Source organism: Arthrobacter sp. RAF14 (assembly GCF_052114185.1).
In the GTDB taxonomy this organism is placed as follows: Bacteria; Actinomycetota; Actinomycetes; order Actinomycetales; family Micrococcaceae; genus Arthrobacter_E.
In genome coordinates this window covers 203,420-222,342 of record NZ_JBFREG010000001.1, presented here as the reverse complement: position 1 = coordinate 222,342, position 18,923 = coordinate 203,420, and the positions used below count along the sequence as shown (strand labels likewise).

Here is an 18,923-nt window from a genome sequence, read left to right as displayed (position 1 = left end):
CGGCGGACCGGACCGGACCGGTCCCGGCCGGTGGGCCCGCTGCCCTGCCCGTAGGGTGGGGACATGGGAGAAATCATGAACGTCAAGACCGTGCTGCTCGACATGGACGGCACGCTGGTGGACTCGTCGTCAGTGGTCGAACGGCTCTGGACCGAATGGGGTGCGGGGCACGGCCTGGAGCCGGAGCGTGTCCTCAGCGTGATCCACGGCCGCCAGGGCCAGGAGAGCATGGCGGTCCTTCTCCCGGAGCGCGACCACGAGCTCAATCTGGCGGAGAATCAGGCCATGCTGGCCCGCGAGGTCCGGGAGCTGGACGGTGTCCGCACCGTGCCGGGAGCGCCGGCATTCCTGCTCGCGCTTGAGGGATCGGCCCACGCCCTGGTCACCTCCGCCACCCGGGAACTCGCCACGGCCCGGATGGGCGCGGCCGGGGTGCCGCTGCCGCCGCTGATGATCACCGCGGAGAACGTGCGGAACAGCAAGCCGGACCCGGAGGGCTTCCTGGTGGCCGCCCGCGCGCTCGGCGTGGCCCCGGAGCAGTGCGTGGTCTTCGAGGACTCCGCGGCGGGGATCGCCGCAGCCCGTGCGGCGGGGATGCCCGTGGTCGGCGTGGGCGCAGCCTCCGCCGCCCACAAGCCGGAGGTGCACGTGGAGGATCTCACCGGGATCGGCGTCACGCACGACGGCACCGGCATCACCCTGGCCTTCCGCTGAGGCCGGCTTCCGCTGAGCTTGGCTTCCACTGAGACGCCGTGTCGTGGAAGGGTGAAGGCATGCCACTCATCGTCCGGCCCGAGACGCCCGCAGACTTCCCCGCCATCCGTGCTCTGACCGCCGCCGCCTTCCGCGGAGTGCCCCACTCGGCGCCTCCCATGGATGAGACCTCGGATCCCGGCGAAGCGGCTCTTCTGGGCTGGTTGCGTGAGGATCCTGGGTACCTTCCGGGGCTGGCCCTGGTGGCGGAGGACGACGGAACCGTGGTGGGCCACGTCATGTCCACGCGCGGCACGCTCGACGGCGGTGAAGACCTGCCGGTGCCGGCGCTCGGCCTCGGGCCGTTGTCGGTTCTTCCGGCCGCCCAGCGGCAAGGTGTCGGTACCGCGCTGCTGGCCGCCACCGTCGAACTCGCCACCCAGCGGGCCGAATCCCTGATCGCTCTGCTGGGCGACCCGGGCTACTACGGCCGCCACGGCTGGGTCGCGGCGTCCCGCCACGGCATCGCGGCGCCGGACCCCGCCTGGGGCGACTACTTCCAGGTCCGGCTGCTTCCGGCGTACGACGGCGAGCGCGGCACCTTCCGCTACGCGGCGCCCTTCGCACGTTTCGACTGAGCCGGCTCAGTCCTCCCGCAACTGGCGCAGGAGGTGCAACGGGCCCGCTCCCCCGCCGCCGTCGACCGGCAGCGTGATGCCGGTGATCCACGCGGCGTCGTCCGAGGCGAGGAAGGCGATCGCCGCGGCGATGTCCTCCGGCTCCCCCACCCGGCCCAGCGGGTACACCGGGGCGAGCCTGTCGGGCCCGCCCTGGTCATCCCACACGGGTGTCCGCACTGTCCCGGGGGCCACGACATTGATCCGCACCCCGGCCGGCCCCAGCTCCACGGCGAGGTTCTTCGCCAGCACCACGAGTCCCGCCTTGGCCGAGGAGTAGGACTCGCCGCCCCAGGCCTGCAGACCGTTGACCGAACTCACCAGGACGATCGCACCGCCCCGGCCCAGATGCGGCGCGACGGCACGGATGCAGCGCATGGGGCCGCTCAGGTTGAGGTCGAGCGTCCGGTTCCAGCCGTCGTCGTCCATCCCCTCCAGCAGAGCCGTGTGGCGCAGGGCTCCGCCGGCCACGTTGACCAGGGCGTCGAGCCGGCCGAAACGCTCCACCGCGGCCGCCACGGCACCGTCCACGGAGGCGCGGTCCGTCAGATCGCAGGTCACCACCAGGGTGCGGTCCGGGTCGCCGAGTTCGTCAGCCACGTGCGCAGCGCCATCGGTGTTCCGGTCCGCCAGCACCACGGTGGCACCCTCGCCGAAGAGCCTCCGTGCCGTGGCCGCACCGATCCCCTGGGCCGCCCCGGTCAGGAACACCACCCGTCCCGCATATCGCTTCATGGTCATGACCTCACGCTAGGGCACGGGCGGGGCGCGGGCCAGGGGTGGGTTTGGGCGGCTCCGCCATGCCTGTCCAGGAATACCAATTATTGGTATTTTGGACCCATGAGCAGCAACACCTCGATCAGCCTGGATGAACACTCGGCGGCATTCCTGGCCAGGGAAGTGAAATCCGGGCGTTTCCGGACGGCGAGCGAAGCCGTCCGCGCAGGGCTTCGGCTGCTGGAGGATCAGGAGACCCATCTCGCCGCGCTCCGGGCCTCGTTGATCGACGGCGAAGCAAGCGGCATGCCGGAACCGTTCGACCTGGAAGCTTTCATCGCCGAGAAGAAGGGATGAGTTTCCGGCTCACCCCCTCCGCGCGAGCCGATCTGTCGTCCATCTGGGACTATACGGAGGAGCATTGGGACGCTCGCCAGGCGGAGACTTACATCCGCGAGCTCCACGCTGCCATGGAACGCGTCGCGGAAGACCCTCGGCGGGGCAGGTCATGTGATGAGATCCGCGCCGGGTACCGGAAGTACGCCATCGGCGGCCACCTGATCTTCTACGTGGTCCCCGACGACGGCGTCGACGTGGTCAGGGTCCTGCACCAGCGCATGGACTCAGGCCGGCAGCTGTAGGGCCGGCTTCTTCACCGGGGTGACCGTGTACCGCTTGGCTGAGGAGACTCTCTGCCGAATGGTCCAGACGAGCCCGATGAGGGCGCACGCCGCCACGACTCCGGAGATCCCCATGATGATCTCGCTGAGCGGGGTGCCCAGGAGCGGCGTCTCGACACACTGATCGGCGTCGCCATAGCCAGTGGAGGCTGGACAGCCCCGCACCCTGGAGGTCACCAGTGGCACGACGATGATCATCAGGAAAACCAGCAGCGCCGTCCAGGACCACCACTCCGTCCAGGGCCAGACAAGCGCTCTCCGTCGTCGCGCCACGGCTTCCTCGTTTCTCCGCACCGGGTCTTGTCTTCGCGAGACTAGTCCGATCAGGTGCGAAGTTCCAGACGTGCCCCGCCACTCAGCAGGACCGACCTCAGCCGCGGAGGAGGGCGAGCACCCTCTCGGCGGTCTCCGTCCAGCGGGGAAGGACCGCGCGCCGCAGCAGAGCGGCCTCCCGCCACCGGGTCCTGAGTTCCGGATCCTCCAGCCAGGCCGCCAGGGCACTTGCCAAGGCGTCCGGCCCGCCGTCGAGATCCACCGCGGCGCCCGCACCGCCTGCGCCGAGCGCTTCCTCCGCCCCGGTTCCTCGACGGACGATCGCCGGGACCCCGTGCGCCAGCGATTCCTGCACCGCCAGGCCGAAAGTCTCGTGCTCGGAGACCAGGACGCTGAGGTCGGCAGCGTGCCAAGCGTCCTCCAGTTCCTGTCCGTCGAGTTCGCCGGTCAGACGGATGCGGTCCTCCAGGCCGTACCGCGCGACGGCCTCCGCCACCTGGGCGGCATATGCCGGGTCCGCGTCCGGCGAACCGATCAGGGACGCGGTCCACGAACGGTGACCGAGCCGGGCCAGCGACTCGACGAGGAGGAGCTGGCTCTTGTTCGGCAGGAGGGCCGCGACGCAGACAAGGTGCGGCGGCTGCGATCCGGCGGCGGCTTCGGCCGGCAGAACTCCCGGCCGGGCCACGTGGACGCGGTCCAGTCCATAGAGCGACATGAGCTGGGCAGCGGCGAACGAACTCGGACAGATGACGCCGGTCGCCGCAGCGAGGGCCCGGCCCTCCAGCCCGGAGTGTTCGGGGAAAGCCATGTGCGAGAGAACCCAGACCCGGGCGCCGGCCTGCACCGAGGCTTCGATGGCGTCCGGGGCGCCGACCGCGACCAGCCCATCGACGATCACGAGGCCCGCGTCGCGCAGGGCCTGGGCCAGGGCATCCCGGTCTTCGCGCCGCCCGGACGGCCACGCGCCGTCGAGCGCCACCACCTCGGTGCGGACGCCGAGCGCCTCCAGATGCTCCGCGAGCCGGGCGTTGTAGACACTGCCGCCGGAGCGGTGCCCGATGTTGCCCGGGACGATGAAGCGGAGGGCGTTCATCGCCGTCGAATGAATTCGAGTGAGTAGCCGGCCCAGGCGTCCGGGGTTTCGCGGAGGGTGACGTCGAGCCCGTCGAGCCCGGCGTCGTCGGGCAGCTTCTCTGCCAGGCGCTCGGCGATGTGGCGCGCGAGGAATTCAGTGGTGGTGAGCTGCCCGGCGAACTCAGGCAGCTCGTCCAGATTCTGGTAGTTCAGCCGGTCCAGGATCTCCTGAAGCAGGTCCCCCGCTGCGCCGATGTCGATGACGACGGAATCCGCATTCAGTTCCGCCCGTCGGAAGCCGACTTCGGCCACGAAGGTCGCGCCGTGCAGCCCTTGCGCCGGGCCGAAGGACTCGCGCGGGAGGCTGTGGCCGATCATGAAACTGCGACGGACGGTGAGACTGAACATGGTCATTCCTCCGGTTGCGGGGAGCTGTAGCTGACGACGTGGCAGGCGCTCCCGCCGCCGTCCTCAGCCAGTTTCTCCATGGTCTGCGGCAGCTCGGCGAAGCTGGTGTCCTGGCTGAGGAAGAGGTCGAAAGCGGGGTCTTCCAGGAGGCCTACGGCGGTTTCGAGGCGTTCCTGGGTGCTGCGGCGATGGCGGCGGGCTTTCGCGACCACACCCACCTGGCTGGCGATGATCGAGAGGCGGCGGGCGTGGAAGTCCTCGCCCAGCGGGACGTGCACCGGATTGTCGCCGTACCAGGAGAGCTCGATGATCTCGGCTTCGTCACCGGCCAGCTGGAGGCTGCGCTGGAGGCCGTCACTCGTCGCCGAGCAGTGGAAGACGATGTCGCAGTCCGGCTGAGCGTCGTTCGGATGCGCGAAATCAACGCCCAGCGCCGTGGCGATCCGCTTCTTGGCAGGGTCCACGTCCACCAGCTCCAGGCGACCCAGGGGAAACTTCGTCAAGAGCGTCGCGAGAGTGCCGCCCAGCAGCCCTCCCCCGACGACGGCGACCCGGTCGCCCAGCCGCGGCCCGGCTTCCCAGAGGGCGTTGAGTGCTGTTTCCACCATCCCGGTGAGGACCGCGCGGCGCGGTGGGACGCCGTCGGGAACCCTGGTGAGCCCACCGACCGGGACGACGTAGCGGTCCTGGTGAGGGTGGAGGCAGAAGACCGTCCGGCCTTTCCAGTCGTCCGGGCCCTGCTCCACGACGCCGACGGAGAGGTAGCCGTATTTCACCGGTGCGGGGAAGTCGCCGTCCTGGTGCGGGGCGCGCATGGTGTCCGCGACGCTGTCCGGGACCTGACCGTGGTGGACGAGCAGCTCAGTGCCGCGGCTGATACCGGAGTAGAGGGCTCTGACCAGGGCTTCGCCGTCCTGGGGCTCAGGGAGGTCTTCGGCGCGGAGTTCGCCCTGACCCGGGCGGACGGTCCAGTAGGCGGTGGCGTGGCGGCGGTGCTCTGGAATGGTCATCGTGCTTTCGAATCTAGTCCGGTTCCACGGGGCGGCGGAAGACCCCTTGTCGCTGCGGGCCGGGACAGAGCGCAAACCACGGCAGGCCGGTCACCCGTCGATCCGGCCCCTCCCTATCCGATCTGCCAGAAGACGGCCCCGGCGTTGCGGTCGAACGGGTCCAGGGACTGATAGAACCAGAGCGTGTCGGGGTGATACCAGTCGTTGACCGTGCCGGCGTAGGGGTTGCGGACGTAGGTGGCGCCGCTGCTCGAGTAGCCCGAGAGCGTGATGGCGTGGGTGGTGCCCGGCCAGGTGATGGATGCCGGGCCACGCATGAGCGCGACCACGGAGTGACCGGCCTTCAACGAAGCGCGCAGAGCCGCGACGTTCGTGATCGGGGTGGCCTTCACCCCGTAGTACTTGGCGGCCGCGACGATCGAGCGCGAACCGGCCCCGGAGACGGTGCGGTTGTAGTCACCCAGACGGTTCATCGTCAGCGCGACACCGTAAGGGGTGGTCTTGATGCCCTCGGACCACAGCGCCATCGCGGTGGCGCTGGGGACGCAGCCGGAGGGTCCGATCAGCCTGACACCCACGCGGATGTTCGCCCAGCGGGGATCATTCTGCCGCCAGACCACGGGCGCCGGGCGCCGGATCGCTGCGGACCCTCCGCTCAGGCGGGTGTCCGGCGCGTACCCCGCTTTCGTGCCACTGACGCGGAGAATGAGGCGCTTGCCCAGGTCCGCGGAGACCATCTTGTAGTTCAACCCGGTCGCGGTGGGGATCGCGATCCCGTTCCGGTACCACTGGTACCGGAACGAGGTTCCTGCGGTCCAGACGCCGGCCCTTCCCAGCAGCACCTCGCCCAGGACCGTCTGCCCCGTGTAACTGGGCGCCGCGGTCTTCAGCATCCGCGGCACGATCACGCCGCGGATGCTTGCCCTTGTCGCCGCGGCATAACCGGCCTTCGCCCCTCTGACCCGCACGGCAACCGACTTGGTCACATCAGCTGAACCCACCGTGTAACTGGATCGGGTGGCGCCGGCGATCGGGGCCCCGTCGCGCAGCCACTGATACGTGAATGCCGTCCCGGCCGTCCAGGCGCCGGGCTGGGCGGTCAGCACGGAGCCGACTTTGACCGTCCCCGCCAGTGTCGGCGCCGACGTCGCCATCAGCCTCAGCACCGACACGGGGGCGGACGTCTTCACGCCCTCCTGGTAGCCGGCCAGGGCGCCGGTGATCCGCACCGAGACTTTCTGCCCGCCGTCGTCGGACGTCAGAACGTACGTCGGCCGGGTGGCTCCGGTGATCTCCGCGCCATTGCGCAGCCATTGGTAGCTGAGGGTCGAGCCGGCCGGCCACCTACCGGGCGACGCCGTCAGGGTGTCGCCCTGGACCGCGCGGCCCGTGACCGTGGGAGTGCCACCGGGCAGCTCGCCCGGCACCGTGACCGGGTCGGACTCCACCTGGACCGGCTCCGAGCCTTCACGGGTGCCGGTGACGAGCACGCTCAGTTTCGTTCCGGCGTCGGCAGCAGTGATGGTGTGGTCCGCGGCCGTCGCAGAAGCGACAGGGGTGTCGTCGCGCAGCCACTGGAAGGTGACCACCACATCAGGTTCCCAGCCCGCAACCACCGCCTTGAGCGAATGCCCGGAGGCCGGCGAACCTTCCAGAGTGACGGAGCCCGGGAGAATGACCCGGGGTGCCGGTGCGGAGGTCGCCGTCGGGTCGGGGGACGGTGCAGGGCCAGGAGAGGTGCTCTCTCCGGGACCGGGTTCACCTGCCGGCGGCTCGCTCGGTGCCGGCCCCGGGGTCACCTCGGCCGAGGAGGATACGCCCGGTTGCGGCTCATCCAGTGCCTGCGCGGCCGGGCCGGTCACAAACGCCGACAGCGTCAGCGCCACGGTGCACAGAGTGACGGAACCGGCCCGCATGACGCCCGGGATCGCCCTGCGATCCCTCTGAACCCGACTGCCGACCATTTCGCCCCCAACGTCACGTCGCCCTGGATTGTTCATCCATCTTCCAGAAAAACCGGCGGGAAAGCCAGGGAATCTGCTCGGCCTGCGCCTCACCACAGGATCGGGACCACGACGTCGGCTGCGCGGCAGGCGCGTCCGCCGCGCTACGGAAGCGGAGTCATGATCGTCAGCACGCCTTCTCCGGAACCCCCCGGGCTGGCGTAGTGGTGTCGGTCGTCGCTGGTCCAGGTGAAGGAATGTCCCGCCTCGACGGTGACCGTCTCGCCGACCGGGCCGACCCGAAGGGCGCCTTCGGTGACCACCAGGTGCTCGATCACGCCAGGCCCGTGGCCGGGCGAGGTGTGCGCAGCGCCCTTCGGGATCTCGATGATGAAGACTTCGACCGTGTGCCGCGCGTTCCGCCGGACGGACAAGAGGGTGGTGCGCATCCCGCCGCTCGACTCGGAGATCGCTCCGGGCGATTCGCCCACGAGGGCGGTGAGTGGGACGTTGAGCGGCGCGCACAAGGAGTACAGCGTCTCGACGGTGGGGTTGCGCTTGCCCGATTCGATCTCGGACAGCGTGCCCTTGCCGATCCCGGCCTCCCGGGCGAGGTGGGTGAGTGTCATCCCCCGTGCCTCCCGCAGGGCCAGCACATTGCGGCCGATATTGAGCGATGTCATCTCACCATGATACGTTCCACATATGGAACGTTCTGTAGATGGAACGCCTCGCTCGGGGCTCGCCACTCCGTTGACCGCCGGCGTGGTGTGCGCTGTCGTGGGATTCGCCGCCACGTTCGCCGTCGTGCTCGGAGGCCTCCAAGCGGTCGGCGCCACCCCGGGGCAGGCGACCTCCGGCCTCATCATGGTCACCCTCATGGTGGGAGCCGCTTCCCTGCTGCTGTCCTGGCATCACAGGATCCCGCTGGTGGCGGCCTGGTCGACGCCGGGTGCGGCGCTTCTCATGAGCGTGCACGAGCTTCCCAGCGGCTGGCCCGGGGCGGTGGGCGCCTTCCTGGTCTGCGGACTGCTGCTCACCCTCACCGGGCTGTGGCCCTTGCTCGCCTCCCTGGTCGGCAGAATCCCGCCTCACATCGCCCAGGCGGTCCTGGCCGGGGTCCTTCTGCCGCTGTGCGTCGCCCCCTTCAAGGAACTTTCAAGCAGCCCCCTCGCCATCCTTCCGGTGCTCGCGGCGTGGCTCCTGATCGGCTGGTGGCGGCCGCGGTGGGCCGTGCCCGGCGCGCTCGCCGTCGCCGTCGTCGTGGTCGCGGCCAGTGCCAGCGGGTCGGCGGTGAACCTCAGCGGCTCCGCGTTCATCCCGCGCCTCGAGTTCGTCGCGCCGGTCTTCGACCTCCAGGCGATCGCCGGGATCGCGCTGCCGCTGTACTTCATCACGATGGCGTCCCAGAACATCCCGGGGGCGGCGATCATGGGCAGCTTCGGCTACCAGGTTCCCTGGCGCTCGGCGATCGTGACCACCGGTGCCGGAAGCCTGATCGCGGCGCCCTTCGGAGGGCACGCCGTCAACCTCGCGGCCATCAGCGCAGCCCTGGCCGCCGGACCCGAAGCCGGGCCATCGAACCGCCGCTGGATCGCCGGAGTGTCCGCCGGCGTCACCTACATCCTGCTCGGGCTCAGTGCGGCGAGCCTCTCCGTCATCATGCTCGCCGCCCCCGCGGGGGTGCTCGCGGCCTTGTCCGGGGTGGCCCTCATCGGGACCCTGGCGTCCGCGATCGCCGGCGCTGTCGCGGACCGCGCCCACTGGGACTCGTCGAGCGTGACCTTCATCGTCGCAGCATCAGGGTTCTCGGCGTGGGGCTTCAGCTCGGCGTGCTGGGCCCTGGCAGCCGGGCTCCTCGTGCAGTTCCTCCGCAAGCGCCATCATCCGACCCCTGGCCCGGCGCCGGCGGAGGAGCCCGTTCTCACCGGCAGCGACAAGTAGACCCCCTCAACGCCTCGGGCCCCGGAACATCAGTTCCGGGGCCCGAGGCGTGCCTGAGCCGTGGTGCCTCAGCGGCTGTGCTTCAGCGCCGCTCGACCACTAGCGCGGCAGCACCTGCACGACGGCGGGACGCGGAGCCCGCGCCTGGCCGCGCTTGGGCTTCACACCGGCGGGCACGTAGTCCGGGAAGTAGGAGTGCGGCTCTTCCCAGCTGCCCTCCTCGCCGGGGTGCTGCACCGAGACGAAGACCGTGCGGTCGCGGTCGTGGATGACGGGGCCGCACGTCTCGGCGTCGCGGGGCACGGAGAGGAACTGCTCCACCTTGCCGCGCTCCGGGCCCTCCAGGGTGACCTTGAAGAGGCCGTCGTTGTAGCCGATGGTGCTCGGAGCGCCATCGGTGGAGATCCACAGATCGCCCACGGAGTCGAAGGCCACGTTATCCGGGCAGGAGATCGGCGAGACCTTGTCCTTCGGGAAGCCGGAGAAGTAGGTGGAGCCGTTCCTCGCGGGATCACCGCAGACCAGGAGCAGGTTCCAGGCGAAGCGCGTGGAGGTCTGGTCGCCGCGCTCGGTGATCTCCACGATGTGGCCGTCACGGTTGAGGCTGCGCGGGTTGGTCTCGGTGGGGCCTTCCTTTCCGGGCTTGCCGCGGTCCGAGTTGTTGGTGCAGGCCACGTAGATCTTGCCGGTGCGAAGGCTCGGCTGGACGTCCTCGCAGCGGTCCATCTTGGTGGGGCCGACCTTGTCGGCGGCCAGGCGGGTGTGGACCAGGACTTCCTCGACGCTCATACCGGGGACGGCGGAGCGGCCGTCCACCACCAGCGGAAGCCACTCGCCGGAGCCGTCGAACGCGCCGTCGGACGGGAGCTTGCCGGTGCCGTCGATCTCGGCGGCCGGGGAGTCACCGGTGAAGCGGGCCACATACAGGTCGCCCTCGGTCAGCAGCGTCATGTTGTGGCGGCGGTCGCCCTCACGGTACTTGCCCTTGGAGACGAACTTGTAGAGGTAGTCGAAGCGCTCGTCATCGCCCATGTAGGCGACCACATGGCCGGAGCGCGCCACGATCACGTTGGCGCCCTCGTGCTTGAAGCGGCCCATCGCGGAGTGCTTGCGCGGCGTCGACGTCGGGTCGAAGGGGTCCACCTCCACGATCCAGCCGAAGCGGTTGACCTCGTTCTCGAAACCCGGGTTGCGGGTGTCGAAGCGGGGGTCGTCCTGCTCCCAGCCACGCGCCGTCGGCTTGGAGCCCAGGCCGTAGCGCTTCTCCTCCGCGGAGGTTCCGGGGGCGACGAAGTAGCCGTTGAAGTTCTCCTCGCCGGAGAGGATGGTGCCCCACGGGGTGGTGCCGCCGGAGCAGTTGCCCAGCGTCCCCTCGATCCAGCGGCCCTCCGGGTCACGGGAGGTCTTCACGAGCGCGCTGCCGGCGGCGGGGCCGGTCAGCTCGTACTTGGTGTCGATCAGGTAGCGGCGGTTGCGGCGCGCGCCCTGGATGTAGCTCCACGGCTTGGTGGAGTTGCGGCGCTCCAGCTCCACGACGCTCAGGCCGTGTGCGGCGCGGCCGATCGCCCGGGCCTCGGCGGCCGGCGTCTCCGGGGAGAACATGATGTTCTCGTTGGTGTACTCGTGGTTGGCGAACAGGAGGGCGCGGCGGCCGTTGCTGCCGGGGACCGAGATGATGTCCGAGTAGTCGTTGTTGTAGCCGAACTGCCGGGCCTGGGCGGCGGCGCTCTGCCGGTTCACGTCGAACACCGGGGCGTCCTTGAACAGCGGGTCGCCCCAGCGGATCACCGGTTGCCAGGTGAAGCCGCGGGGCACCGTGAACTCGTCCACGGCGGCGTCGACGGGCTTGATGGCGCTGAAGCGCAGGTGGGACTTGCCGTAACCGGCCTTCGCAGCCGGAGCCAGGTTCGCGGACGCTTCGGCGGGAGCCGCGCCGTTCAGAGCACTGCCGAAGACGACGGCGAGCGCGCCGGCGGCGCCCAGCCCCAGGGCGGAGCGGCGGGACATCGCCGAGGAGGCGATGTCCCGGAAGTAGTCATTGCGGCTGGTGTTGCAGACCTCGCCGGAGCAGGCGTTGTCACACTTGAGAGCACAGGTGATGGGGCTGCGCTTGCCTCGGGTGTGGCCTGCCATCGGCAGGAGTTCAAGGAAACGGGTACGGGATTCGGACACGACGGTACCTCCAGGGTTCGGGTGATCCCTTGGAGAATCCCACCGCCGGTTGAACTGCCAGCCAGCATCCTGTGAATTCCCGGTTAACGGCACTCCCGGCCCTCAGGGCCTGCGAAGTCCCTCCAGGTCAGCCGGTTTCGTGCAGTGCCCGGAATATGCGGCGACCGGAATGTTCAGCCGAGCAGCGCGTGGCAGCGCGCCAGCCGTTCCAGCCACCAGGCTTCGCGTTCCGGTGAGGCACGGTGACGATCCAGGAGCTCCGGGTCGGGCTCCACCGGACCTGCGGGAAGCACCCCTCCCCGAGGCGTCAGGGCGTCCCGCACCACATCCTGCCGGAAGAGGCTGACGGTCCCGAGCCCGCAGGCGAACGGCAGCTCCGGGAGGGCCGCAGCCAGCGCCACCCCGGCGCTGATCCCGACGGAGGTGTCGAGCGCTGAGCTGACCACGGCGGGCAGCCCCGCCTGCTCCACGATGTTCAGGGCCTTGCGGATTCCACCCAGCGGCGCGACCTTGACCACCAGCAGATCCGCAGCGCCGGCCCGGGCCACCTTGAGCGGGTCGTCCTCCTTCCGCACGCTCTCATCCGCAGCGATCAGCACCGCGCCCCCCAGCCGCGACCGCACCTCGGCCAGGCCGTCGATCCCCATCACGGGCTGCTCGGCGTACTCGAGCCCGGTCTCGGCCAGCCGGTTCAACTGCGCGACGGCGGTCTCCACGTCCCAGCCCCCGTTCGCGTCCACGCGGATCCCGGCGTCCCGCAGCCCGGCCGCGTCGAGAGCCCGCCGGACGGCGCGGACCCGGTCGATGTCCTCCTGTGGCTCCTGGCCCTTCTCCGCCACCTTCACCTTGACGGCCGTCACGGGTCCGAAGCGCCCCAGGACAGCCGGGACTTTGTCCGGGCTGACGGCGGGCACCGTGGCGTTGACCGGGACCTCTGTGCGCAGCGGTGTGGGGAAGCCCAGCCAGCCCGCTTCCAGGCCGGCGGCCAGCCAGCGGGAGGATTCGGCGTCGTCGTATTCCAGGAACGGGCCGAATTCGGCCCAGCCGGCGGGCCCCTGGACGAGGACCATCTCGCGATGCGTCACGCCGCGGAACTTCACGTGGAGGGGCAGCGTGACCACGCGGGCGGTGCTCAGGAGTTCATCCAGGGTGGGGATGCCCTCGCTCAGCGGGGCGATGCTGTGGCTCATGGTTCCGACTCTACGCGCGGTTTTTTACACTCCGATCACAGCCCGCTGCCGAGCGCTGCGCGACGGCTCGCTAAACTTGGGGGGAACCCCGCGCAGAAGCGGCGGGCCGGGATCAAGGCAGGATCTGGATGCAGCGCAAGGCGACCGCCCAGGATGTGGCGAAACTCGCCGGGGTCTCCCGCAGCGCGGTCTCCCTGGTGCTCAACGGCCACGGGGACGGCAATATCGCCAGTGAGAGCCAGGAACGGATCCGGCAGGCCGCCAAGGAACTGAACTACAAGCCCAACGCGGTGGCCCTGAGCCTGCGGAATCAGCGCACCAGTGTGATCGGGATCGTCTCCGACCGTGTCATCTCCGGCCCGGTGGACGGCAACATCATCGCGGGCGCGGACGCTGTGGCCCGGACGCAGGGTTTCGTGACCCTGGGCCTGGACACCGAACTGGATGAGCAGCGTGATGTCAGCGCCGTGGAGACGCTGCTGGACCGGCACGTGGACGCGCTCATGTACGTCACGGTGGGTCTGCGCGAGCTCAAGGTGCCCGCCGGCATGGAGAAGGCGCCGTCCATTCTGGCCAATTGCTTCGACTCCCGCGGCCCCGGCCACGTGGGCAATGTGCTGCCCGATGAGATCTGGGGCGGCGCTGAGGCCCTGCGGCACGTGCTCTCGTACGGTCACCGCCGGCTGTCCTTCCTCACCGGGCCGCCCAGCCACCCAGCCTCCCAGCGACGACTGGCGGGGTACCGCCAGGCCATGGCCGAAGCCGGTCTGCCCTTCCCCGAGGATGCCGTCCGGCCCGCCGGCTGGGACATCACGGACGGTTTCGCCGCGGCCACCGCGGTCCTGTCGGTTCCGGCGGAGCAGCGTCCCACCGTGCTGCTGTGCGCCAACGACCGCTGTGCCGTCGGGGCCGTGCTCGCCGCCCGCGGGCTCGGCCTGCAGGTGCCGGGGGACGTCTCGATCGTGGGCTACGACGACGAGGAGCGCATCGCGGACACCATGGCCCCCGCGCTGAGCACCATGGCCCTGCCGCTGCGGGAGATCGGCGCCGCCGCGATGACGCGGCTGCTGTCCGCCGTGCCTCGGGTGGCCCGGAAGTCCTCCAACCATCTGCCACCGGACCGCAGCGTCCTGGAGGGCGAGCAGCTCATCCGCGGCCGCTTCGTGGACCGCGGCTCCCTCGGACCGGTCCCGGCCTGAAACAGTTGACCTTAAAGCAGTTGAGTGCTCAGTTGTTGCGGGTTCCTGGCGGAATCACCCGCAACAACTGAGCACTCAACGGGCTGACGCGGTGCCTCACACCTCCGGCAGGGCCAGCTTCCAGGCGCTGGCGAGCGCGTCACCGTCGAACTCCACGCGGAGCTCCTCCCCCGGCTGCGGGTAGATCCGCAGCGTGGTCGCGACGCCGCCACTGCGGTAGATCTCCAGCAGCGAGGCGTCCACGAACACGCGCAGCTCCTGGCCCGCGTCCAGCGTTTCGCGGACCAGCACGGTCTCACCCAGGCTCACGGTCACCGTGGCCGCCACCCGCGCGACGACGGACGCCTCACCCTGAGCGGGCAGGGTCACCGCCTGCTCGGCGAAGCGCAGCTCGCCGGCACGGTAGGCGTCCACCTCGCCGAAGGGTGCCACCTCCAGCGAGCCGTCCACCAGACGAAGGGTCCGGGGGTGCGTGAGCACTCCGGCCCAGCCGGCGGCGTCGATCTCCTCCTGGGTGCGGCCACGTCGGCCATCCCGCCCCGGCCCCTCGTTGGCCCAGCCGGAGAGCAGCACACGGGGTGTGCCGTCCTCGGCGTCGGCCAGCTGCGTGATCTGCGGGGCGTAGAAGTCCCGTCCGAGGTCCGACTTGCCGCCCGAGAGCGGGGTGAACACCGGCAGCCCGGTCTCCGGGTCCGCGGTCATGCGGCCCACCAGGTGGCCGGTTCCGAGGGCGTGCTCGTGGAAATCGTCCTTCTGCCAGAGGGAGAACATGGCCAGCCAGGCGGTCCCACCCTCGCCGTCCGGAATGCGGACCAGCTGCGGGCACTCCCAGATCTCGGCCAGATTCGCCGGAGCGTTGACGGGATTGTCCGTGGTGAGCCAGACACCCTGGTATTCCCAGGAGTCCATGTCCTCCACGCGGTACAGGAGCAAGGCGGCGCGGCCATCGGCCAGGCCTGCGCCCTGGATGGCGTAACGCCGATCCTCGAACTCGAAGAAGAACGGGTCCCGCACGGCGGTGACCTGGGGGTCCTCCGGCATGGAGGCCGCCACATGGCCGGTCTGCACCCAATTCACCAGGTCCTCGGAACCGCGGGCGATCACCACCTGGGAGACGCCGCCGTCCGCGCGGACACCGGAATACGCCGCAGTGGGAACACCGCCGTCGACCGTGACCACGCCGGTCCAGCAACCGAAGTCGTCCGGGCCGCCGTCCTGAGGCTTCAGCGCCACGGGATGTTCGTCCCAGTGCACCAGGTCCGCGCTGCTCACATGGCCCCACTGGATCCGGTGATGCCGTGCGGACTCGGGGTTGTACTGGAAGAACACGTGGTACCGCCCGTTGACGTGACTGACGCCGTTGGGGTCGTTGATCCAGCCCTGCGCCGGGCGGGGGTGGAGCCGCGGGAAGTACGGATCGGGGTGCTCCGCCGCCGTCCTGGCGAAGGAGAGGGCTAGAGGCTGGGTCACGGAGGGGTCCTTTCGGGAAGGTGCGGGGAGACGAGTGGGTCCCTCCGCGGCCACGAGGTGTTCGTGGCCGAGGAGGGACCAGGTCCGCCGGAACAGTGGTTACTTGCCGATGCCGGAGGTCAGGCCGGCGCGCAGCGTGCGCTGGCCGAAGATGAACACCACGAACGCCGGGATCATGGACAGGATCACGCCCGCCAGGACCACGGAGATGCTGCCGGTGCCCATGTTGCCCTGAAGCGAGACCAGGCCCAGGGGCAGAGTGAAGTTCTGCTCCGAGATGGTCATGATCAGGGGGCGGAAGAACTCGTTCCAGTGGTAGTTGAACGCGAGGATGCCCACGATCGCCAGGCCCGGCATGGCCAGCGGGGCGTACACGGAACGGAAGGTCCGCCACGGGGTGGCGCCGTCGATCGCGGCGGCTTCCGCAAGGTCCGGCGGCAGGCCCAGGAAGTACTGGCGCATGAGGAAGGTGCCGAACGCCGTCGGGATGGCCGGGATGATCAGAGCCAGCAGGGTGTCGGAGATGCCCATGCCGCGGATCAGGAGGAAGACCGGGACGATCGTGACCTGGAGCGGCACCATCATGGTGGCCAGGATGACGGAGAACAGGGCGCTCTTGCCCTTGAACTCCAGCTGCGCGAAGGCGTACCCGGCCAGGGCGGCCGAGGCCATCTGGCCCAGTGCGACCAGGCCGGTGACGAGTGCGCTGTTCAGGACCAGCAGGCCCATGTTGAGCTGCTTGAACACCTGGGCGTAGGAGGTGAAGTCCGGGTTCCAGGGGATGAAGCTCGGAGGCAGGTTGAAGGATTCGCTCGGCAGACGCAGCGAGGTGGACAGGGTCCACAGGACCGGACCGATGGTGAACACGGCGGCGATCGCCAGGATGACGATCCGTCCGGTCATGCCCCAGTCGATGCGGCGGCGGGGTTTCGGGGTGGGGTCCACGGTGGAGGTGCCACGGGGCCGGAGAGTCTGGGTGGTGGTCATGGCAGGCCTCACTGGTAGAAGACGAAGCGCTTGCTGAGACGGAACTGCGCCGCCGTGATCAGCATGATGAAAATGGTCAGGATGACGCCCAGGGCCGAAGCCTGGCCGAATTCGAGGCGCTGGAAGGCCGTCTCGAAGATCACCATGACCGCGGTGCGGGTGGAGTCACCCGGTCCGCCGCCGGTGAGGACGTACGGCTGGTCGAACACCTGGAGCGCGGAGATGATCGCCATGACGGAGGCCACCAGGGTGGTGGGGCTCAGGAGAGGCAGGGTGATCTGGACCAGTTTGCGCCAGCCGGTGGCGCCGTCCAGGGACGCCGCTTCGTAGGTCTCGGTGGGGATGGAGGCCAGGCCGCCCAGGAAGAGGAGGAAGGAGAAGCCGAAGTTCTGCCACACGTAGACCAGGATGATCACGGCCGCCGAGCCCGTGGGGCTGGTGAGCCAGGGCACCGAGGGGATGTTGAGCAGGGACAGGATCCAGTTCACCACGCCGAACTTCTCATTGAAGAGGTACTTCATGAAGATGGAGACCGAGGCGGCGGAGAGGACCAGCGGGAAGAACAGGGCGCTGCGGAAGAAGCTGCGGAGCCAGTTGGGGAGCTTTTCCGTGACCAGGACCGCCAGGCCGAGAGCGATGCCGAGCTGCAGGGCCACGGCCACGATCACGAAGACGATGGTGTTGACGAAGGAGACCTGCACCGTGGGGCTCTGTGCCACTTCGGCGAAGTTGGCGAAGCCCACGAACTGCGGAGCGGAGATGATGTCCCAGTGGAAGAAGGCCAGGACGATCGACGCCACGATCGGGATGAGGGTGAAGATGCCCATTCCCGCGATGGTGGGGGCCAGGAAGACCCACGGGAGCCAGCGTTGTTGTTTCATCAGTTCCTCCCGAGGGCCAGGTCAAGATCCCGCTCGAGGGACTTCATGGCGTTCTTGAGCTGGGCCTGGTCTCCGGAGACGGCCAGCGAGACATTCTTGATCAATGCGGTCTCCACGGCGGCCTGCTGCGGCGGGGCGGGGATGGGACCGGTGGACGGGAACTTGTCCAGGGTGTCGTAGAAGACCTTCCAGTGCTTGGGACCCTTGCCCGAGTACAGCGCCTCGTTGACCATGGAGCGCCGGGTGGGGGTGGTGGTCGGCAGCGCGAACGCGACTTCCATGGCCGGCTTGGAGGCCGCCCACTTCACGAACTCCCAGGCGGCGTCCTTGTCCTTGGCCGTCTTCATGATGGCGTAGCCGGCGGTGCCGAACTGGTGACGCTGCGTGCGCCACTGCGGGAAGAAGGACACGTCGAACTGGTCCTCCTTCATGCCCGCCTCGTGCAGGCCCTCCACCCAGTAACCGCCCGCGGGCGTGCTGCCGATGCGGCCGGACGCGAACAGACCCACCAGGGAGTTGCCGCCGCCTTCCTCGGGGCGGACACCCAGGCCGTCCTTGACCAGGCCGCGCAGGAAGTCGAAGGACTCCTCCACGCGCGGGTCGAGAGCGTTGGGGGATTCCCAGAGCGAACCGCCCGCGCGCATCTTGCTGCTGGGGTCCTTCTTGTAGAAGCCGTCCCAGAGCCAGCGGCCGCCGGTGGCCTTGGTCTCCTTCAGGAAGCTGGTGTCGTTGATGTAGAGCCATGGGACCACGCCGCCGAAGAGGCGGTTGGTCCAGTAATACGGGGTGAAGTCCGAGCCGTTGGCCTGCTTCATGGAGCTGAGCAGGTTCCTGAAGTCCAGGTGATTCCAGTCCTCCGGGGGAAGCTCCAGTCCGGCCTTGTTCAGGGCGGAGGTGTTGAAGTACATGTTGGCGGCGTTCCAGTCCAGCGGAAGCTGGTACAGGCTGCCCTTGTACATCATCGCCTCCACCAGGCTGGGGTGGACGTCGTCGAAGTACTCCTGGAGCACCGCGGCGTCGCGCTGGACGAAGCGGTCCAGCGGTTCTGCCAGGCGTTCCGCGAAGAGCTGCGTGCCTTCCGTGGCCACGTAGACCAGGTCCGGGGACTGCCCGGCGGCCACCATGGTCAGGAGCTTGACGAAGAAGTCCTTCCAGTCCACGGACTGGATGGCCTGGACCTTGACCTTGATGTCCGGGTGCACCTTGTTGAAGTCGGCCACGAGCTTCTCGCGGGCGGCAGCATCCGCCTTGGTGCCCTGAATGACGATGCTGAGGCTGTTGTCGCCCCGGCCGGGGATGTCGGCTGCGGTCAGACGCGGCCACGACGCCGCTGTCACCCCCACCACTCCGACTCCCAGGGCGCCGAGCGCGGCGCGACGGGTGATCTCCCCGACCGCTCCCACTTTGCTTGCCATGAGTTGTACCTTTCCTGGTGCTGCGTCGCACCTAACACGTGTTAGGTAGATTAGGTTCCGCCTGCCCTTTGTGTCAAGGATCACTTTTTGTCAAGTCGCTGAACTGCGGAAACAGCCGTCACGCTTCCTGGCGCACGACGGCGGGGCGCGCCATCGTGCGCACCTGGCCGCGCCCACTCCGGCGGCT

The 18,923-nt window shown here is 69.2% G+C and carries 19 protein-coding genes; 6 read left to right on the top strand and 13 right to left on the bottom strand.

Going from position 1 to position 18,923, the window contains the following annotated elements:
- Positions 1-63 precede the first annotated feature (63 nt).
- Together AB4Y75_RS01100 and AB4Y75_RS01095 are read left to right on the top strand one after the other, a co-directional pair.
- Positions 64-714: an HAD-IA family hydrolase gene (locus AB4Y75_RS01100; RefSeq protein ID WP_441434075.1), complete on the top strand. Its 651-nt coding sequence runs from the start codon at positions 64-66 to the stop codon at positions 712-714.
- Positions 715-773: 59 nt separating this feature from the next.
- Positions 774-1,331, top strand: a complete 558-nt coding sequence (locus tag AB4Y75_RS01095; protein ID WP_441434074.1) for a GNAT family N-acetyltransferase — start codon at positions 774-776, stop codon at positions 1,329-1,331.
- Between the two features lie 6 nt (positions 1,332-1,337).
- On the opposite strand, the gene AB4Y75_RS01090 is transcribed toward AB4Y75_RS01095, so the two are convergent.
- The gene (locus tag AB4Y75_RS01090; protein WP_441434073.1) at positions 1,338-2,111 is read right to left on the bottom strand and encodes an SDR family NAD(P)-dependent oxidoreductase; all 774 of its coding nucleotides are present in this window, start codon (positions 2,109-2,111) and stop codon (positions 1,338-1,340) included.
- Between the two features lie 99 nt (positions 2,112-2,210).
- On the opposite strand from AB4Y75_RS01090, the gene AB4Y75_RS01085 reads away from it, so the two are divergent.
- Both AB4Y75_RS01085 and AB4Y75_RS01080 read left to right on the top strand, forming a co-directional pair.
- Positions 2,211-2,444: a type II toxin-antitoxin system ParD family antitoxin gene (locus AB4Y75_RS01085; protein WP_441434072.1), complete on the top strand. Its 234-nt coding sequence runs from the start codon at positions 2,211-2,213 to the stop codon at positions 2,442-2,444.
- Positions 2,441-2,728, top strand: coding sequence for a type II toxin-antitoxin system RelE/ParE family toxin (locus tag AB4Y75_RS01080; RefSeq protein WP_441434071.1), 288 nt, complete (start codon positions 2,441-2,443; stop codon positions 2,726-2,728). Before AB4Y75_RS01085 ends, AB4Y75_RS01080 begins: the two co-directional genes overlap by 4 nt.
- Here the strand turns inward: AB4Y75_RS01080 and AB4Y75_RS01075 are convergent.
- From AB4Y75_RS01075 to AB4Y75_RS01050, 6 genes are all read right to left on the bottom strand, one after another.
- Positions 2,711-3,061, bottom strand: coding sequence for a hypothetical protein (locus AB4Y75_RS01075; RefSeq protein ID WP_441434070.1), 351 nt, complete (start codon positions 3,059-3,061; stop codon positions 2,711-2,713). The two genes, AB4Y75_RS01080 and AB4Y75_RS01075, sit on opposite strands and share 18 nt — an antisense overlap.
- A 76-nt stretch (positions 3,062-3,137) precedes the next feature.
- On the bottom strand, positions 3,138-4,136 hold the full coding sequence (locus AB4Y75_RS01070; RefSeq protein WP_441434069.1) for a glycosyltransferase family 4 protein: 999 nt from the start codon (positions 4,134-4,136) through the stop codon (positions 3,138-3,140).
- Positions 4,133-4,525: a 6-pyruvoyl trahydropterin synthase family protein gene (locus tag AB4Y75_RS01065; RefSeq protein WP_441434068.1), complete on the bottom strand. Its 393-nt coding sequence runs from the start codon at positions 4,523-4,525 to the stop codon at positions 4,133-4,135. Before AB4Y75_RS01065 ends, AB4Y75_RS01070 begins: the two co-directional genes overlap by 4 nt.
- A 2-nt stretch (positions 4,526-4,527) precedes the next feature.
- Positions 4,528-5,535 (bottom strand): dehydrogenase, encoded by a 1,008-nt coding sequence (locus AB4Y75_RS01060; protein ID WP_441434067.1) that lies wholly within the window; start codon positions 5,533-5,535, stop codon positions 4,528-4,530.
- 113 nt (positions 5,536-5,648) lie between these two features.
- On the bottom strand, positions 5,649-7,127 hold the full coding sequence (locus tag AB4Y75_RS01055; protein ID WP_441434066.1) for a C39 family peptidase: 1,479 nt from the start codon (positions 7,125-7,127) through the stop codon (positions 5,649-5,651).
- 515 nt (positions 7,128-7,642) lie between these two features.
- The gene (locus AB4Y75_RS01050; RefSeq protein WP_441434065.1) at positions 7,643-8,161 is read right to left on the bottom strand and encodes a helix-turn-helix domain-containing protein; all 519 of its coding nucleotides are present in this window, start codon (positions 8,159-8,161) and stop codon (positions 7,643-7,645) included.
- Between the two features lie 22 nt (positions 8,162-8,183).
- On the opposite strand from AB4Y75_RS01050, the gene AB4Y75_RS01045 reads away from it, so the two are divergent.
- Positions 8,184-9,422 carry a benzoate/H(+) symporter BenE family transporter gene (locus tag AB4Y75_RS01045; protein ID WP_441434064.1) on the top strand — a complete coding sequence of 413 codons (1,239 nt, stop codon included), beginning with the start codon at positions 8,184-8,186 and terminating at the stop codon, positions 9,420-9,422.
- 99 nt (positions 9,423-9,521) lie between these two features.
- On the opposite strand, the gene AB4Y75_RS01040 is transcribed toward AB4Y75_RS01045, so the two are convergent.
- Entirely contained in the window at positions 9,522-11,555 is a 2,034-nt protein-coding gene (locus tag AB4Y75_RS01040) for a PhoX family protein (RefSeq protein WP_441435234.1), read from the bottom strand.
- A gap of 212 nt (positions 11,556-11,767) precedes the next feature.
- Positions 11,768-12,784: an o-succinylbenzoate synthase gene (locus AB4Y75_RS01035; protein ID WP_441434063.1), complete on the bottom strand. Its 1,017-nt coding sequence runs from the start codon at positions 12,782-12,784 to the stop codon at positions 11,768-11,770.
- 128 nt (positions 12,785-12,912) lie between these two features.
- Between AB4Y75_RS01035 and AB4Y75_RS01030 the strand changes: the two genes are divergently transcribed.
- A complete protein-coding gene (locus tag AB4Y75_RS01030) occupies positions 12,913-13,983 on the top strand; it encodes a LacI family DNA-binding transcriptional regulator (RefSeq protein WP_441434062.1) in 1,071 nt (356 codons plus the stop codon).
- Positions 13,984-14,079: 96 nt separating this feature from the next.
- Here the strand turns inward: AB4Y75_RS01030 and AB4Y75_RS01025 are convergent, their stop codons facing one another.
- The 4 genes from AB4Y75_RS01025 to AB4Y75_RS01010 all read right to left on the bottom strand — a co-directional run bounded on the left by AB4Y75_RS01025 (position 14,080) and on the right by AB4Y75_RS01010 (position 18,736).
- A complete protein-coding gene (locus AB4Y75_RS01025; protein ID WP_441434061.1) occupies positions 14,080-15,453 on the bottom strand; it encodes a glycoside hydrolase family 32 protein in 1,374 nt (457 codons plus the stop codon).
- A gap of 99 nt (positions 15,454-15,552) precedes the next feature.
- Complete coding sequence (locus AB4Y75_RS01020; protein ID WP_441434060.1) at positions 15,553-16,440, bottom strand: carbohydrate ABC transporter permease; 888 nt, start codon at positions 16,438-16,440, stop codon at positions 15,553-15,555.
- Positions 16,441-16,448: 8 nt separating this feature from the next.
- Positions 16,449-17,321 (bottom strand): carbohydrate ABC transporter permease, encoded by an 873-nt coding sequence (locus AB4Y75_RS01015; RefSeq protein ID WP_441434059.1) that lies wholly within the window; start codon positions 17,319-17,321, stop codon positions 16,449-16,451.
- The gene (locus AB4Y75_RS01010) at positions 17,321-18,736 is read right to left on the bottom strand and encodes an extracellular solute-binding protein (RefSeq protein WP_441434058.1); all 1,416 of its coding nucleotides are present in this window, start codon (positions 18,734-18,736) and stop codon (positions 17,321-17,323) included. Before AB4Y75_RS01010 ends, AB4Y75_RS01015 begins: the two co-directional genes overlap by 1 nt.
- Between the last annotated feature and the right edge of the window lie 187 nt (positions 18,737-18,923).

Bases quoted from the DNA above. Each gene is read 5' to 3' on its own strand.
- AB4Y75_RS01100 (WP_441434075.1), top strand. From the start codon at position 64: ATGGGAGAAATCATGAACGTCAAGACCGTGCTGCTCGACATGGACGGC.
- AB4Y75_RS01095 (WP_441434074.1), top strand. From the start codon at position 774: ATGCCACTCATCGTCCGGCCCGAGACGCCCGCAGACTTCCCCGCCATC.
- AB4Y75_RS01090 (WP_441434073.1), bottom strand. From the start codon at position 2,111: ATGACCATGAAGCGATATGCGGGACGGGTGGTGTTCCTGACCGGGGCG.
- AB4Y75_RS01085 (WP_441434072.1), top strand. From the start codon at position 2,211: ATGAGCAGCAACACCTCGATCAGCCTGGATGAACACTCGGCGGCATTC.
- AB4Y75_RS01080 (WP_441434071.1), top strand. From the start codon at position 2,441: ATGAGTTTCCGGCTCACCCCCTCCGCGCGAGCCGATCTGTCGTCCATC.
- AB4Y75_RS01070 (WP_441434069.1), bottom strand. From the start codon at position 4,136: ATGAACGCCCTCCGCTTCATCGTCCCGGGCAACATCGGGCACCGCTCC.
- AB4Y75_RS01065 (WP_441434068.1), bottom strand. From the start codon at position 4,525: ATGTTCAGTCTCACCGTCCGTCGCAGTTTCATGATCGGCCACAGCCTC.
- AB4Y75_RS01060 (WP_441434067.1), bottom strand. From the start codon at position 5,535: ATGACCATTCCAGAGCACCGCCGCCACGCCACCGCCTACTGGACCGTC.
- AB4Y75_RS01050 (WP_441434065.1), bottom strand. From the start codon at position 8,161: ATGACATCGCTCAATATCGGCCGCAATGTGCTGGCCCTGCGGGAGGCA.
- AB4Y75_RS01045 (WP_441434064.1), top strand. From the start codon at position 8,184: ATGGAACGTTCTGTAGATGGAACGCCTCGCTCGGGGCTCGCCACTCCG.
- AB4Y75_RS01040 (WP_441435234.1), bottom strand. From the start codon at position 11,555: ATGGCAGGCCACACCCGAGGCAAGCGCAGCCCCATCACCTGTGCTCTC.
- AB4Y75_RS01035 (WP_441434063.1), bottom strand. From the start codon at position 12,784: ATGAGCCACAGCATCGCCCCGCTGAGCGAGGGCATCCCCACCCTGGAT.
- AB4Y75_RS01030 (WP_441434062.1), top strand. From the start codon at position 12,913: ATGCAGCGCAAGGCGACCGCCCAGGATGTGGCGAAACTCGCCGGGGTC.
- AB4Y75_RS01020 (WP_441434060.1), bottom strand. From the start codon at position 16,440: ATGACCACCACCCAGACTCTCCGGCCCCGTGGCACCTCCACCGTGGAC.
- AB4Y75_RS01015 (WP_441434059.1), bottom strand. From the start codon at position 17,321: ATGAAACAACAACGCTGGCTCCCGTGGGTCTTCCTGGCCCCCACCATC.
- AB4Y75_RS01010 (WP_441434058.1), bottom strand. From the start codon at position 18,736: ATGGCAAGCAAAGTGGGAGCGGTCGGGGAGATCACCCGTCGCGCCGCG.